We start from the raw sequence: 16,045 nt of genomic DNA on the forward strand, positions 1-16,045 counted from the left end.
TGTCCTTATCCCATCGGATGGCGGTAGGTGGCCGAGTAATGGCCGGTCACGTGATGTTCCAACTGGCGTTCAATGTCACCCAGAAGCGAGCTGGCACCGAAGCGGAACAAATGTGGGTCCAACCAGTCATCGCCCAGCTCTTCCTTGATCAGCGACAGATAGGTGATCGCGTCCTTGGCTTTCGATATCCCGCCTGCGGGCTTGTAGCCGACCTTGTATCCGGTGGCGTCAAAATAGTCGCGAATGGCGCGGATCATGACCAGACTGACGGGCAGGGTGGCGTTCACGCTTTCTTTGCCGGTCGAGGTCTTGATAAAGTCAGCGCCGGCCATCATGCAGACAAGCGAGGCACGCGCGACGTTGCGCAAAGAGCCAAGCTCGCCAGTCGCAAGGATGGCTTTCACGTGGGCCTCACCGCAGGCTTCGCGGAAGTCGCGCATCTCGTCATAGAGCGCTTGCCAGTTGCCGGTCAGCACGTGGCGGCGCGAAATCACGATATCGATTTCTTCTGCCCCGGCGCGCACGCTTTCGCGGATTTCCTCGACCCGCAGGTGGTAAGGGCTAAGGCCAGCCGGGAAGCCGGTCGATACGGCAGCAACCGGCATGGTCACGCCAAGCGACTTCAGGGACGATACGGCGGTTTCGATCATGTCGTGATAGACGCAGACAGCGCCCGTGGTCACAGGCTCCATCCCAAGGGCCGACATGATCTCGGGCCGGACGGGCTGGGCTGCCTTGGCGCACAGACGGCGCACGCGGCCCTCGGTGTCATCGCCCGACAGGGTGGTCAGGTCAATCATGGTGATCGCCTTCAACAGCCACGCGGCCTGATAGTCCTTCTTCACGCTGCGCCGTCCCGACAGGGTCGCACAGCGGCGTTCGATGGCGGATGTATTGGCCTGCACGGCCCGCACCCAGTTCATGTCCAGATCCATCCCCGGATTGCGGGGCAAGGCCAGTTGCGGCAGCTGGTCAGACGACGCTTTCAGCCCCTCGTCCGAGGTTGTCTGCGGTTCGCTTTTCACGGAATTCACCCCTTGGGCAATTGATGTGTTCATAGTTTTACCAAATGGTCGCACGGGCGACCGCGAATGGCAATAATCACCGTGACGTCAGGGGTGGTGACGCAAACAATCGACGTTTTGACGAAGGTTGCCGTGATAATGACGGAAGACTACATGAATTTCGCTGAAAAAGCGGGGGAGTCGGGTAGATGGCTTGCCGCGCCGTAAATGGTTGTTTCCCGCTTTGCGTTGCGCTTAGGATGCTCCATCGACAGGAGAAGATGGACTGAGTCTTTCGCGGTCCGAACTAGACCAAAATCAACCTGTCCCACCGCATAAATGACTAGGGAGAATTTTATGAATATCTCGATCAAAGCTGCCCTGCTGGGCTCGGCCCTTGCACTTGCTGGCCCGGCCTTCGCAGACATGATGCACCCGAAAACCGGAGAGAAGCTGGCCGAAGACCAGACCTTCACCTATCGCGTGCTGGACGAGCATACCTCGGTTGACCCGCAGATCGTGGAAGACGTTTCCGGTTCGGAAATCGTACGCGACCTGTTTGAAGGCCTGTACAACCAAAACCGCGCAGGCGAGCTGGTCCCGGGTGTTGCGCTGAGCCACACCACCAATGACGACAAGACCGTCTATACTTTCAAACTGCGTGACGACGCCAAATGGTCGGACGGCAAGCCCGTCACCGCTGGCGACTTTGTTTACGCGTGGCGTCGTCTGGCCGATCCGGCCACCGCCTCGGAATACCAGTGGTACATGGAAGTCATGGGCATCAAGAATGCCGCCGAAGTCATGTCGGGTGACATGCCGGTCGAAGAGCTGGGCGTGAAAGCCATTGACGACCACACGTTGGAAGTCACGCTGGGAAGCTCGCTGCCGTACTTCGCGCTGACCACCACCCACACCTCGACCTTCCCGACCCCACAATGGGCCATCGAAGCCCACGGTGCGGACTGGATCAAGCCCGAGAACATCGTTGTGAACGGCGCCTACAAGCTGACCGAGCACGTCGCCAACGAGCGTCTGGTGCGTGAACGCAACCCGATGTACTGGGACAACGACAACACCATCATCGAGAAAGTCACCTCGCTGGTGATCAACGACGAAAACGTCGCTCTGACCCGCTATCAGGCTGGCGAACTGGACCGCACCGAGATCCCCGCAGGTCAGTATCCGTCGCTGAAAGAGTCGAACCCGGACGAGGCTACCGCCTTCCCGCGTCTGTGCTCGTACTACTACACGATCAACGTGTCCGACAGCACGCCTGAGTTCCTGAAAGACGACCGCGTCCGTCGCGCTCTGTCCTATGCGATCAACCGCGACATCATCACCGAGAAGGTCCTGCAGGGCGGCCAAACCGCAGCATATACCTTCACCCCCGGTGCGACCGCTGGCTTCGAAGTGCCGTCGGTTGACTATGCAGGTTGGAGCCAGGACGAACGTAACGCCAAGGCTGTCGAGCTGATGACCGAAGCTGGTTACGGTAAGGACAACCCGATCGACCTGACCCTGCTCTACAACACCTCGGAAGCCCACAAGAAAGTGGCGCTGGCTGTCAGCCAGATGTGGAAGCAGAACCTGGGCGTGAACGTCACCTTGGAAAACCAGGAATGGAAGACCTACCTGACCACCCGCGGCGAGCAGAACTATGAGATCGCGCGCGCTGGCTGGTGTGGTGACTATAACGAAGCCTCGACCTTCCTGGATCTGGTCCAGTCGGGCTCGGGCTATAACGACGCCAAGTACGCGAACGACATGGTCGACAGCCTGCTGGCAGACGCTAAAACGATGGACAATCCTCAGCCGAACTACACCAAGGTTGAAGAAATCATCGCCGCCGACATGCCGATCATCCCGATCTACCACTATGCTGGTAGCTTCATGATCAAGCCCGAGCTGATCGGCAGCTGGCCCGTCGAAAACGTAGAGCAGAACTGGTATTCGAAAGACCTGTACAAGGTCGCGAAATAAGCCGGATCTGATCTGAAACAGGGGCACCGCGCATCGCGTGCGGTGCCCCACCCGCATCTGCGTTTCTGATCCAGATCAACGAAGACCGTTAACCAAACTGTCATAGGCGCCTGATCCGGCTTTACGTAGGGTCCGCCACATTCGTGTATACTTGGATCCGACAACGCCGCATCTCCTAGGGGTAAAGATGCTTAACTTCATCATACGCAGGGTCGCCGTCGCGATCCCCACACTTATCATTCTTCTGGTCGCTTCATTCTGGCTGATGCAGACCGCGCCCGGCGGGCCGTTCACATCCGAACGTCCCTTGCCCGCGCAGGTCCTCGCCAATATCGAGGCGAAATACGGGCTGGATCAGCCTGTCTATAAGCAGCTTTGGGACTATGTCGTGGGCATCGTGACCCAGTTCGACTTTGGCCCGAGCTATAAATACAAAGACCGTTCGGTGAATGACATCATCGCGCAGGGCTTCCCGGTGACGCTGACCTACGGGATCATCTCGTTCTTGGTCGCGATCATCATCGGCGGCGCGCTGGGCATCTCGGCCGCGATCCGTCAGAACAGCTGGCTGGATTACTTCGCGGTTGGCGTAACCATCGGCGCGCAGGTGCTGCCGAACTTCGTTATGGCCCCGATCCTGATCTTGGTCTTTACCCTTTGGCTTGGCTGGCTGCCCGGCGGCGGCTGGAATGGCGGCCAATGGCAGCACATCATCATGCCGGTCATCGCGCTGTCGACCAGCTATATGGCGTCGATTGCCCGTCTGACACGCTCGTCCATGCTGGAAGTGCTGCGGTCGAACTTCATCCGCACCGCCCGCGCAAAGGGTCTGCCGGACAATGTCATCATCTGGCGTCACGCGCTGAAACCGTCCCTTCTGCCGGTGATTTCCTACCTTGGCCCGGCCTTTGTGGGCATGGTCACCGGATCGTTCATTATTGACGCGATTTTCGGCACCGGCGGCATTGGCTACTTCTACGTGAACTCGGCCTTTAACCGGGACTATGCGGTCATGATGGGCCTGACAATTCTGTTGGGGTCGATGACGATCCTGTTCAACATGGTGGTTGATATCCTCTACGCGTGGATCGACCCGAAGATCCGTCTGTGAGGGTAGGACAATGAACGACAGACTTGCTCAACCCTTCCAACAACCCAAAACCCGCGAGATCGCCGAGCGGATGGCCGAAGACGTCAAAGGCCGCTCGCTTTGGGCGGATGCGCGCCGCCGTTTCGTGGCCAACCGTGCCGCGATGGTCTCGGTGGTCGTGCTGACGCTGATCGTGCTCTTCTCGCTCTTTGGGCAGGCCATCAGTGAATACGATATCGAGACGATCGACTGGGACGTGCTTGGTAACGTCGCGACCGCGGGGAAACCCTCGATCTCGAACGGGCACTATTTCGGGTTCGATGAGAACGGACGCGACCTGTATAACCGCGTGGTCCAAGGCTCGCGCATCTCGCTGGCCGTGGGCGTGATCGGCGCACTGGTCGCGGTGATCGTTGGTACCATCTATGGCGCGACCGCGGGCTTCATCGGCGGACGCGTGGACAGCATCATGATGCGACTGGTCGATATCTTCATGTCGATCCCGTATATGTTCGTTCTGATCCTGCTTCTGGTCGTCGCCGGACGCTCGATCACCATGATTTTCGTTGGTATTGGCCTGACCGCATGGCTGGACATGAGCCGCATCGTCCGCGGCCAAACCCTGTCCATCAAGAACCGCGAGTTCGTGGAAGCGGCCATCGCCATCGGCGTCCCTACATGGCGCATCATCATCCGCCACATTGTGCCCAACCTTCTGGGCGTGGTGGTGGTCTATGCGACGCTTCTGGTGCCGCAGATGATCCTGACGGAAAGCTTCATCTCGTTCCTTGGCCTTGGCGTTCAGGAACCCTTCACCAGCTGGGGTGCGCTTCTGTCGGAAGGCACCAAGACCATGAACTATGGGACGCTATGGCATCTTGCCTTCCCGCTGTTCTTCTTCGTGGTCACCATCTTCTGTTTCTTTTTCATCGGTGACGGTCTGCGCGATGCGCTGGACCCGAAAGACCGTTAAGGGGGGCGTGAGTTATGGCACTACTTGAAGTCCGTGACCTGAGCGTCAAATTCGATACGCCCGACGGCACCGTGACCGCTGTGGACAAGATCAGCTTTGATCTGGAAGCCGGGGAAACCCTTGGCGTAGTAGGCGAAAGCGGATCGGGCAAAAGCCAGACCGTCTTTGCGATCATGGGGCTGCTGGCCCAGAACGGTCAGGCGACCGGTTCGGTGAAGCTTGAAGGGCAAGAGATCCTGAACATGCCGCTGGCGCAGCTGAACAAGATCCGCGCCGAGCGTATTGCGATGATCTTTCAGGATCCGATGACCTGTCTGAACCCATTCCTGCGGGTGTCCGATCAGATGGCCGAGGTGCTGACGCACCACAAAGGTATCTCGAAGCGCGAGGCCGTGAAACAGGCAGTCGAGATGCTGGACGCCGTGCGCATTCCCGAAGCGAAAAAGCGCGTGACCATGTATCCGCACGAGTTCTCGGGCGGGATGCGGCAGCGTGTGATGATCGCCATGTCGCTTCTGTGCAAACCCGACATTCTGGTGGCGGATGAACCCACGACGGCGCTGGACGTGACCGTTCAGGCGCAGATCATGAAGCTGCTTGAAGACCTGCAAAAGGACTTCAACATGTCGATCATCCTAATCACCCACGACCTTGGCGTGATTGCAGGATCGTGTCGTGAAACGCTGGTCATGTATGGTGGGCAGCAGATGGAATATGGCACCACCAAAGGCCTGTTCGAGATGCCGACCCATCCCTACACGATGGGCCTTTTGAAAGCCGTGCCGCGTCTGGATATCGAAAGCGATACGCTGGCGACCATTCCCGGCAGCCCGCCCAACATGATGAACATGCCCAAGGGGTGCCCGTTCTCGCCGCGTTGTGATTTTGCGGATGATCGATGCGCCGTTCAACGCCCGACGCTGGATGGTGTCACGGGCCGCGCGGTGCGTCGCCGGGCCTGTCTGAAATCTCTGGAGGAGCTGTCATGAACATGCAATCCCCCTTGCTTTCCGTCCGTGACCTGAAGGTCTGGTTCGACATCAAGCGTCAGGGTGCGATGCCTTGGACACCGACCGACACGCTGAAGGCCGTTGACGGGGTCGATTTCGATCTGATGCCGGGCGAGACGCTGGGCATCGTGGGCGAAAGCGGCTGTGGCAAGTCCACGCTGGCCCGCGCCATCATGCGCATGGTCCCTGCCGAGGCTGGGACCGTGATGTGGCTGGACGATGACCTGTTGCAGCTCAACCATCACGACATGCGCGAGCACCGCAAAGAGATGCAGATGATCTTTCAGGATCCGCTGGCATCGCTGAACCCGCGCATGACGATCGGCCAGATCGTGGCCGAGCCGCTGAAGACCCACCACCCGGGCCTGTCGCCTTCCGAGGTCAAGGACCGCGTGCGTGAGGTGCTGGATCGCGTCGGCATCCTGCCCAACATGATCAACCGCTACCCGCACGAGTTCTCGGGCGGGCAGTGTCAGCGGATCGGGATTGCCCGTGCGCTGATCGTGAAGCCGCAACTGATCATCTGTGATGAACCTGTGTCCGCGCTGGACGTGTCCATTCAGGCGCAGGTGATCAACCTGCTGATGGAAATTCAGGAAGAGATGGGCCTGAGCCTGATCTTCATCGCGCATGACCTGTCGGTTGTGAAACACATCTCGACCCGCGTGATGGTGCTGTATCTGGGCAATGTGGTCGAAATCAGCGAGGCCGAGCAGCTGTATCGTTCGCCCGGCCATCCCTACACGGAAGCGCTGATTTCCGCGGTGCCGATCCCGGATCCCACGGCGGAAGCCTCGAAAGAGGTGATGATCTTGGACGCCGATCTGCCGTCGCCACTGAACCCGCCCTCGGGCTGTGTGTTCCGCACCCGTTGCCCGATTGCCGGGCCGGAATGCGCGGAGACCAAGCCGTCCCTGACGGATCGCGGCAATGGCCAGCAGGTGGCCTGTCACAAACGCTAAGAAGAACCCCGGTCAAGCGCCGGGGTTTTTATTTGGCGGTGGCGGGAAAACCGATTTCGTCCAGCGCGTCGATGACGGCGGCAGCCTCCAACCCTTCCACCTGCACCTCACGGGCATCCATGTCGAAGCTCAGCGTAACCTCGCCCAATCCTTCCAGCGCTTCGGTGATCGAGGCTTTGCAGTGGCCGCAGCTCATATCGGGGACGTGGAAAGTGGTCATGTTGGCTCCTGTCATGTTCAGCATTCTGAATACAGCGTCCCGGTCGCGGGTCAATATGGCATTTATTTCTCGAGCTTCTTGACCTTCCAGTCACTGGAACCTCTATCTATACTCTGTCATATCGGAGAATCTCATGGCTGCCTTGAAAACACTCACACTCGAGCTGGAAAACCTGTCCTGCGCGTCCTGCGTGGGGCGTGCCGAGCGTGCCTTGGGCGCGGTAAAAGGCGTGGAGGCTGCCCCTGTGAACCTTGCCACCGAAACCGCGCAGGTGTCCTTCGCAGCCCCCGCCACGACTGAAGGCCTTGCCTCCGCGCTGGATCGTGCGGGCTATCCGGCGCGGCGCGACACGGTGGTTCTGGACGTCCAGTCGATGTCCTGCGCGGCCTGTGTGGGTCGGGTCGAGCGGATGCTGAAAGCCACGCCCGGCGTGCTGGATGCCCGCGTAAACCTTGCCTCGGAGCGCGCGTTCGTAACCTTCCTGACTGGATCCGTAACGCCCGAAGCGCTGTCTGCGAAGATCACAAAGGCTGGTTTCCCGACGACCCCGCGCGCCGACAGCAGCACGACCGGGCCGCGCGACAAGGCCGACGAAGCACGAGTGTTGAAGCACAAAGCACTGCTTGCCGCGGCCCTGACCCTGCCGGTCTTCGTGATCGAGATGGGGGGGCATCTGTATCCGCCGTTCCACCATTGGGTCATGCAAAACATCGGGCAGGGGGTGTCGCATTGGTTCCAACTGATCCTAACGACGATTGTTCTATTCGGCCCCGGTCGTCTGTTCTTTGCCAAAGGTATTCCGGCGCTTCTGCGCGGCGCGCCCGAGATGAACGCGCTGGTCGCACTGGGTGCCTCGGCGGCTTACCTTTATTCTCTGGTGTCGGTCCTAACTCCCGGCATCCTGCCCGCCGGCACTGTGAACGTGTATTTCGAGGCCGCCGCCGTCATCGTCACCCTAATCCTCGTTGGCCGCTGGATGGAAGCCCGCGCCAAAGGTCGCACCGGCGAGGCGATCCGCACGCTGGTCGAGCTGGCGCCTGACGAGGCCACGATCGAGGTCGAAGGCCGCCAGATCACCCGCCCCGTCGCGCAGGTCATCACCGGCGAGATCATCGTGATCCGCCCCGGCGAACGCGTGCCGCTGGACGCCGAAGTGACCCACGGCGAGAGCCTTATCGATGAAAGCATGATCACCGGCGAACCGGTACCCGTCGCGAAAACCAAAGGCAGCGCGGTGACCGGCGGCACGGTGAACGGCACCGGCGCCCTGAAGGCCCGCGTGACTGCCGTCGGCCCCGACACGATGCTGTCCCAGATCGTGCGCATGGTCGAAGATGCCCAAGGCGCGCGGCTGCCCATTCAGGCGCTGGTGGACAAGATCACGGCAGTTTTCGTGCCTGTCGTGATGGCTGTCGCGGCCCTGACCGTCGCGGTTTGGCTGCTGATTGGCCCCGATCCTGCGCTGGGACTTGCGCTGGTCGCGGGTGTTTCGGTCCTGATCATCGCCTGCCCTTGCGCGATGGGCTTGGCCACGCCGACCTCAATCATGGTCGGTACCGGGCGCGCGGCGCAGTTGGGCGTGCTGTTCCGGCGTGGGGATGCGTTACAAGCGTTGCAGTCGGTGGATGTGGTGGCGTTTGACAAAACCGGGACTTTGACGGAAGGGCGTCCCGCGCTGACGGCCTACGAGGTTGCAGCAGGGCGAGATGCCGATGCGCTTCTCGCTGTGATCGCCGGGGCCGAGGCGCAAAGCGAACACCCGCTCGCACAGGCCATTCTGTCCGGCGCAGTGGACCGCGGCGTCACGCCAGCAACCGTCAGCAATGTCCAAACTGAAACCGGCTTCGGCCTGTCGGCCGAGGCCGAGGGCAAGCGCCTGCTGATCGGCTCGCAGCAGTATATGGCCCGCGAGGGTGTGCCTTTGACGGATCTCGTTGACCGGGCCGACCCGATGCGCACGGACGGTCAGACCGTGTTCTTCGCCGCCTATGACGGGCAGCTTGCTGCATTGATTGGTGTCGCCGATCCGGTGAAGCCCGACACGCCAAAAGCGCTCGAAGCATTGCGGGCGATGGGCAAAGAGTTGGTGATGATCACCGGCGACGATCCGACCACCGCCGCTGCCATCGCTGACCGGTTAGAGATCGACCGCGTGGTTGCGGGTGTTGTTCCGGGTGAGAAGCTGCAAACGATTGCCGACATGCAGTCCGAAGGTCGCAAGGTCGCCTTTGTCGGGGACGGCATCAACGATGCGCCCGCCTTGGCCCAAGCAGATGTCGGCATCGCCATCGGCACGGGCACGGATGTGGCGATCGAGGCCGCCGACGTGGTCCTGTCCTCGGGCGCTTTGTCGGGAGTGGTGAACGCGCTTCAGGTCAGCCGCCGCACCATGACCAACATCCGCCAGAACCTTTTTTGGGCGTTCGGCTATAACGTCGCGCTGGTGCCCGTCGCGGCGGGCATTCTTTACCCGGCATGGGGCGTGCTTTTGTCGCCGATGCTGGGGGCAGGGGCGATGGCTGCGTCCTCGGTTCTGGTGCTGACCAACGCCTTACGCCTGCGGTTCATCAAGCCCGCACTGGAGGAGACCGCATGAACATTTCCGACGCTGCCACCCAGACCGGCCTGCCCGCCAAAACCATTCGCTATTACGAGGACATCAGGCTGGTCACACCCACCCGCAACACCAATGGCTACCGTGTGTTCGGCGAGACGGAATTGCACAAACTGACCTTTCTGGCCCGCGCCCGCGCGCTTGGTTTCTCGATCGAGGATTGCCGCACGCTTCTTGCGCTCTACGAAGATCAGTCCCGCGCTAGCGCCGATGTCAAACGCATCGCCCGCACCCATCTGGACGAGATCGAAGCGAAGATCGCGGACCTGATCGCCATGCGCGATACGCTGTCGCATCTGGTGCAGGCCTGTGCGGGCGATGACCGTCCGGATTGCCCGATCCTGAAGGGGATCGAGGCGACCTCTGTGCGAAAAGATTGAGGCACATCAAAGACGAACGGCTTGTCGTGGCGTTTATCCATGGGCGAAGCTGCGCTGAGTATGTTCGCGCATTCGCAAAGGATTCGTCTGATGGATAAAAGCCCTCTGACCCCGCTTTTCGATCCCACCTCGGTCGCTGTGTTCGGCGCCAGCCCCAGCGGCAACTCGGTTGGGGCAATGGCGTGGCGCAATCTGGTGGCGGGCGGCTTTGACGGAGCGCTTTATCCGATCAATCCCAAGCACAAAGCCATCGGTGACGCGACCTGCTATCGCAAAGTGACGGACCTGCCGGACGAGGTCGACCTGGCCGTGATCGCCACCCCTGCGCGCACCGTGCCGGGGATCATGCGCGACTGCGCCGAGGCAGGCGTGAAATCTGCCATCATCCTGTCGGCAGGGTTCGGAGAAGGTGACGGGCGCGGCAAGGATCTGGAAGCGCAGGTCGTGGCCGCCGCGCGCAAGGCTGACATCCGGTTCATGGGTCCGAATTGCGTCGGGCTGGTGCGCCCGTGGCTGGGGTTGGACGCGAGCTTTCTGCGCTCGGACCCACCAAAGGGACGGCTGGCCTTCGTCTCGCAATCCGGTGCGTTGGTGTCCGCGATTGCCGACTGGGCCGGTCCACACCATTCGGGCTTTTCGGCGATGGTCAGCCTTGGCAACTCGACCAATATTGACTTCGGGGACGTGCTGGACTTCCTCGCCATGGATCCGCGTACCGACGCCATTTTGCTCTATATCGAGGGCATCAAGGACGCGCAGAACTTCATGTCCGCCTTGCGCCGTGCATCGCGTCTGAAGCCGGTGATCGTGCTGAAATCAGGCCGCCACGCGACCAGCTCGCAGGCGGCACATACGCATACGGGGGCGCTGATCGGGTCGGACGACGTGTTCGACGCAGCGTTGGAGCGCGCTGGTGCGGTGCGGGTTGGCACGTTGGGCCAGCTTTTTGCCGCAGCCGAGATCCTCGCCAACACGCGCAAAGTTGGCGGCAATCGTCTGTGCATCATCACCAATGGTGGTGGCGCTGGCGTCTTGGGCGCGGACCGGGCTGGTGATCTGGACATCGCGCTGCCGCCGCTGTCAGATGCCACCAAAGCCAAGCTGGACAAGGTCTTGCCCCCGTATTGGAGCCACGCCAACCCCGTCGATATTCTGGGCGATGCCGGGCCCGAGACCTATTCAGCCGCCGTGAAGGCCGCGATTGCCGATCCGGACAATGACGGCGTTCTGGTGATGCTAACCCCGCAGGCGATGACCGATGCCGTGGCGACAGCACAAGCCGTCGTGGACGCGTTGCCGCGACGACGCAAGAAACCCGTTCTGGCCTGCTGGTTGGGCGAACCGGCGGTCGAAGAAGGCCGTGCGATCCTGTCCAAAGCCGGCGTGCCGGATTTCCAAACACCCGAACGCGCGGTCGAGGGTTTCAGCTATTTGGTCCAATACCGGCGCAACCGCAAACTGGCGCTAGAGGTCCCCCGCGCACGCGCCTTCGAGAAAGGCTTGGATCTGGACGGCGCGCGTCTGATCATCGCGCAGGCCTTGTCGGATGGCCGCAAGATGCTGTCGGACACGGAAAGTAAGGCGTTGCTGAAGGCGTTCAACATTCCGGTGAACATGACAATCGAAGCGACGACCCCCTCGCAGGCTTTGGTGGCCGCGGAAACCGTGGGCTATCCGGTCGCGATGAAAATCGCCTCGCCCGATATCACGCATAAGACCAATGTGGGCGGCGTGCGGGTGAATGTGGCGCATGCGACCTCGGTCTCGCGGGTGTTTCACGAGCTGGTCAAATCCGCCAAAGCCGCACGGCCAGATGCGCAGATCACCGGCGTCACGGTCGAACCGATGGCGGGCCTGAAAGACCCGCGCGAGCTGGTCATCGGTGCCAGCCGCGATCCGGTCTTTGGCCCAACAATTCTGTTCGGCGCCGGGGGCACGATGGTCGAGGTCCTGAAAGACAGCGCCGTTGCGTTGCCGCCGTTGAATGCGGTTCTGTCTGAACGCTTGATCAACAAAACGCGCGTGTCGAAAGCCCTTGAGGGGTTCCGAGATTCCGCGCCCGTGGATCGCGATGCGCTGATCGACGTGTTGAAGCGCGTCTCGATCATCGTGAGCTATCTGCCTGAGGTGATCGAGTTGGACATCAACCCTCTGTTTGTCAGCCCCGACGGGGTGTTGGCGGTGGATGCGCGCATTTCGGTCCAGCGAGCCCCTGCAAAGGACGGCCCCTATGACCACATGGCGATCCATCCCTATCCGCGCCACCTTGCGCGCGAGGCGTATCTGTCGGACGGCACACTTCTGGTGATCCGCCCGGTACGTCCGGAAGATGCTGAATATCTGCAATCCTTCGTGCGCGAGTTGTCGCCCGAGGCGCGGCAGATGCGCTTTATGGGCTCAGTGAATGAGCTTAGCCCGGAAATGCTGGCTCAGTTTTCCGCCATCGACTATCGCCGCGAGATGGCCTTGTGCGCCATGGCCGAGATTGACGGGCAGGACGTGCTGGTGGGCGTCGCGCGCTATGTGATCAACCCGGATCAGAAAAGCTGTGAATTTGCCATCGTCGTGTCGGACCGGATCCAGCATCAGGGGCTTGGGACGCGCCTGATGAAAGGGCTGTTCAGTGCCGCACAGGATCATGGATTGGATGTGATTGAAGGGACGGTTCTGAAGAAGAACGACCCGATGTTGCGCCTGATGAAAGAGCTGGGCTTTACCCAGCGGCCAGACCCCGATGACCGCGATGTGGTCATTGTCGAACGCTGGCTTTGAGACGGGATAGGGGGAGGAGACCACATGCTATCCATCATTTCGCATAACGAATGCCGTGACCACGACGCCGGGCCATTGCACCCGGAAAGCAAGGCGCGGCTGGATGCGATCAACAACCAGCTGATCATGTCGGGCATGGACTATGTGGTGCGCCATCACGATGCGCCGCTGGTCACGCGCGAGCAGTTGGAGCGCGTGCATGACAGCGATTATCTGGACCGCGTCTATGCGCTGGCGCCGGGTCAGGGGATGGAAAGCGTCGAGGTGGACGGGGACACAGTGATGAGCCCCGGCACCCTGAAAGCCGCCGAACGCTCGGCTGGGTCGGGCTGTATGGGCGTCGATCTGGTCATGTCCAAGGAAGCCAACCCGATCTTCTGCATGGTCCGCCCGCCCGGCCACCACGCGGAAAGCGACAAGGCGATGGGGTTCTGCCTGTTCAACAATATCGCGGTGGCTGCGGCCCATGCGCTTGAGGCTTATGGCCTGTCCCGCGTGGCGATCATTGATTTTGACGTCCACCACGGCAACGGCACGGAAGAGATCTTTAAGGCGGAACCGCGCGTGTTGTTCTGCTCAAGCTTCCAGCACCCGTTCTACCCCTTCACCGGGCACGAGAAAGAGACCGATAATCTGGTCGACATCCCCCTATCGGCAGGGGCTGGAAGCGCCGAGTTCCGCGAGGCCGTGTCGGGCCACTGGATCCCGCATCTGCGGGACTTCAAACCGGAATTTGTGTTTATTTCCGCAGGATTCGACGCCCATGTCGCCGATGACATGTCGAGTGTGCAGTTAACGGACGCCGATTACGAATGGGTCACGCGCGAGCTGAAGGCCGTAGCGGACGAGTTCGCCGAGGGCCGGATCGTGTCGATGCTGGAAGGCGGGTACGAACCAGACGTTCTGGCACGATCCGTCGTGAAGCATCTGGACGTACTGCTGGGATAAGGGGCTTTGCCCCTCGGCCCGGACGGGCCTCACCCCAGGATATTTCTGGCAAGAAAATGCGAAAGAGTGAGGGCCGGGACGGTCAGGTGAACCGGTCCGGGGTGATCTTCGCTACGGTGGTGGCCTCGATCTCGGGCGTACGCCCGGCGACGAGGTCGGCCAGAAGTTGCGATGCGGCAGGCGAGGTTTGGAACCCGTATCCCCCTTGCCCGGCGCACCAGATGAAGCTGCGGTCCTCGGGTGCGGGGCCCAGAACAAGATTGCGGTCGGGTGCGAAGCTGCGCAGCCCGGCCCAGTTCGAGATCATCCGGGTGACGGGTTTTGTGACCATCGCCTCGTAGCGCGCCAGCCCCTCGGCCAGTACCATGTCGTCCGCCCAAGCGTCTTGCGGCTCCATCGGGTCTTCTTCCTCTGGGGATACGATCAGTGCGCCAGCGTCCGGTTTCGCATACCAGCTTTCGCCCGCCCCCATCACCATCGGCCACCCTGACACATCCATGCCCTCGGGCGCGGTAATTCGCGCCATGGACCGGCGATAGGGTTGAATGCCGATGGGCTTGATCCCGGCCATGGCGGCCACCTGATCGACCCACGGGCCAGCTGCGTTGACCAGTGTTTTGCACTGAACCGTCATCTTGGGGGTTGTGACCTCCCACCCGTGGGACAGGCGCGTGATGCCGGTGACTTTCGCGCGTGTGTGCACCTGACCATTCGCGCGAATGTCGCGGGCGAAGTTTTGCAATAGGCGGTCCGTGTCGATGTCCCACCCGTCAGCATGATAGCCCGCACCGATCATGGCGTCAGGATTGAGGATGGGAAACAGATCTAGCGCCTCGTCTATGGAGAGGGGATCCATCTTCATCACCACAAGATCGTGGGCGAGCTCTTTGTCCTGTCCCTCGCCGCCGACAATCATCAGCCCGCGCGGGGATAGAACGCCACCATTTGCGGTTTCGTGATATTCGCGCGATGCGAGGTTCAGGGCGATCACGGAGGGAGCGCCATAGGTTGCCTCGTACATTGCAGCTGACCGGCCAGAGGCGTGATAGGCCAGCGCGTCCTCGGCCTCGAGCACGCAGACGGTGCCGAGTTGCGCTAGCCGTGCGCCAGCCGAGATCCCGGCGATGCCACCGCCGATAACAACGAAATCATACATTCTCTTCAATCCTGTCTGTCGCGGGCGCGGGCGTGGGTGTGAGCGCGGTCAGCCGGTCGCGCAGCTCGGTGGTCATGGTGAAGGACAGCGCGTCGAGTGACGGCTGCAATTGCTCTAGTGAACGGGCGGACAGGATGGGCGCGGGCCGTGCCGGATGGCTGGCCACCCACGCCACGGCGAGTGTTGCCGGATGCACGCCCAAATCCTGCGCAATCTGAGGCAGGGCTTCGCCGGCCTTGTGCATCCATTCCAGCCCATAGCGCGCCGCATAACGGTGGTCTTCGGACAATCGGCCCGTGCCGCCTGTCGCGTATTTCCCGGTCAGAAGCCCGCCGCCCAAGGGGGAATAGGTTGCGGCCAGAATGCCCTCGGACGCGCACATGGGCAAAAGCTCGACCTCGGCCTGACGTTTCACAAGGCTGAACATCGGCTGGATCACGTCGATTTTGGTGCCCAGCCGCTGCGCGATCGCGTGCGCTTTCATTGCCTGCCACGCGGCGAAGTTGGAGAGCGCGAGATAGCGGGTCTGCCCGGCCGACTGCAGCTCGGCCAGCAGCTCGATTTGGGTGTCCAACGCGAGGTTCGGGTTGAAGCGGTGCAGATAAAGGATATCGACCGCGTCCAGCCCCATGCGCGCCCGGGACGTGTCGAATTGCGATCGGAGGGCCGCGATATTGTCGGGGGCGTCGTAGCCAATCTTGGTGGCGATGATCAGACGCTCGCGAAGAGGAACAATCAGCCGCCCGAGGATCTTCTCGGACGCGCCACCCGTATACAGATTTGCCGTGTCGAAATGGGTGATGCCCGCGTCGACACACGCGTCAAACATCGCGCGCGCGGCGGCATCATCTGCGTTCTCGCCAAACTGCATAGCGCCGAAAGCGAAGCGGGGGGCGGGGGTGCCATCAAGGGAAATCAGGTCGGTCATGGCGC

13 protein-coding genes are annotated in these 16,045 nt (G+C 61.3%); 9 read left to right on the forward strand and 4 right to left on the reverse strand.

Going from position 1 to position 16,045, the window contains the following annotated elements; translation table 11 throughout:
- Positions 1–5 precede the first annotated feature (5 nt).
- The gene (deoC, locus tag Q0677_RS11445; RefSeq protein WP_298909829.1) at positions 6–1,058 is read right to left on the reverse strand and encodes a deoxyribose-phosphate aldolase; all 1,053 of its coding nucleotides are present in this window, start codon (positions 1,056–1,058) and stop codon (positions 6–8) included.
- 303 nt (positions 1,059–1,361) lie between these two features.
- Between deoC and Q0677_RS11450 the strand changes: the two genes are divergently transcribed.
- From Q0677_RS11450 to oppF, 5 genes are all read left to right on the forward strand, one after another.
- The gene (locus Q0677_RS11450) at positions 1,362–2,987 is read left to right on the forward strand and encodes a peptide ABC transporter substrate-binding protein (protein WP_298909831.1); all 1,626 of its coding nucleotides are present in this window, start codon (positions 1,362–1,364) and stop codon (positions 2,985–2,987) included.
- Between the two features lie 187 nt (positions 2,988–3,174).
- Positions 3,175–4,098 carry an oligopeptide ABC transporter permease OppB gene (oppB, locus tag Q0677_RS11455; RefSeq protein ID WP_282181518.1) on the forward strand — a complete coding sequence of 308 codons (924 nt, stop codon included), beginning with the start codon at positions 3,175–3,177 and terminating at the stop codon, positions 4,096–4,098.
- A 70-nt stretch (positions 4,099–4,168) separates the two neighbouring features.
- Positions 4,169–5,050: an ABC transporter permease subunit gene (locus tag Q0677_RS11460; RefSeq protein ID WP_282181783.1), complete on the forward strand. Its 882-nt coding sequence runs from the start codon at positions 4,169–4,171 to the stop codon at positions 5,048–5,050.
- 14 nt (positions 5,051–5,064) lie between these two features.
- On the forward strand, positions 5,065–6,039 hold the full coding sequence (locus Q0677_RS11465) for an oligopeptide/dipeptide ABC transporter ATP-binding protein (protein WP_298909833.1): 975 nt from the start codon (positions 5,065–5,067) through the stop codon (positions 6,037–6,039).
- A 2-nt stretch (positions 6,040–6,041) separates the two neighbouring features.
- Complete coding sequence (gene oppF, locus Q0677_RS11470) at positions 6,042–7,022, forward strand: murein tripeptide/oligopeptide ABC transporter ATP binding protein OppF (RefSeq protein ID WP_298910459.1); 981 nt, start codon at positions 6,042–6,044, stop codon at positions 7,020–7,022.
- A 28-nt stretch (positions 7,023–7,050) separates the two neighbouring features.
- On the opposite strand, the gene Q0677_RS11475 is transcribed toward oppF, so the two are convergent.
- Positions 7,051–7,242, reverse strand: a complete 192-nt coding sequence (locus Q0677_RS11475) for a heavy-metal-associated domain-containing protein (protein WP_298909834.1) — start codon at positions 7,240–7,242, stop codon at positions 7,051–7,053.
- A 133-nt stretch (positions 7,243–7,375) separates the two neighbouring features.
- Between Q0677_RS11475 and Q0677_RS11480 the strand changes: the two genes are divergently transcribed.
- The 4 genes from Q0677_RS11480 (at position 7,376) to Q0677_RS11495 (ending at position 13,956) form a co-directional block, all read left to right on the forward strand.
- Positions 7,376–9,838 (forward strand): heavy metal translocating P-type ATPase, encoded by a 2,463-nt coding sequence (locus Q0677_RS11480; protein WP_298909835.1) that lies wholly within the window; start codon positions 7,376–7,378, stop codon positions 9,836–9,838.
- On the forward strand, positions 9,835–10,236 hold the full coding sequence (gene cueR, locus Q0677_RS11485) for a Cu(I)-responsive transcriptional regulator (protein ID WP_298909837.1): 402 nt from the start codon (positions 9,835–9,837) through the stop codon (positions 10,234–10,236). Before Q0677_RS11480 ends, cueR begins: the two co-directional genes overlap by 4 nt.
- 90 nt (positions 10,237–10,326) lie before the next feature.
- Complete coding sequence (locus Q0677_RS11490; protein WP_298909838.1) at positions 10,327–13,008, forward strand: bifunctional acetate--CoA ligase family protein/GNAT family N-acetyltransferase; 2,682 nt, start codon at positions 10,327–10,329, stop codon at positions 13,006–13,008.
- Between the two features lie 24 nt (positions 13,009–13,032).
- Positions 13,033–13,956 carry a histone deacetylase family protein gene (locus Q0677_RS11495; protein WP_282181513.1) on the forward strand — a complete coding sequence of 308 codons (924 nt, stop codon included), beginning with the start codon at positions 13,033–13,035 and terminating at the stop codon, positions 13,954–13,956.
- A gap of 82 nt (positions 13,957–14,038) precedes the next feature.
- Here Q0677_RS11495 and Q0677_RS11500 read toward each other — a convergent pair whose 3' ends face one another.
- Positions 14,039–15,112, reverse strand: a complete 1,074-nt coding sequence (locus Q0677_RS11500; RefSeq protein ID WP_298909840.1) for an FAD-binding oxidoreductase — start codon at positions 15,110–15,112, stop codon at positions 14,039–14,041.
- The gene (locus tag Q0677_RS11505) at positions 15,105–16,040 is read right to left on the reverse strand and encodes an aldo/keto reductase (RefSeq protein ID WP_298909841.1); all 936 of its coding nucleotides are present in this window, start codon (positions 16,038–16,040) and stop codon (positions 15,105–15,107) included. The genes Q0677_RS11500 and Q0677_RS11505 overlap by 8 nt, the downstream gene beginning before the upstream one ends.
- Between the last annotated feature and the right edge of the window lie 5 nt (positions 16,041–16,045).

This window comes from uncultured Aliiroseovarius sp. (genome assembly GCF_947492455.1).
Taxonomy (GTDB): Bacteria; Pseudomonadota; Alphaproteobacteria; order Rhodobacterales; family Rhodobacteraceae; genus Aliiroseovarius.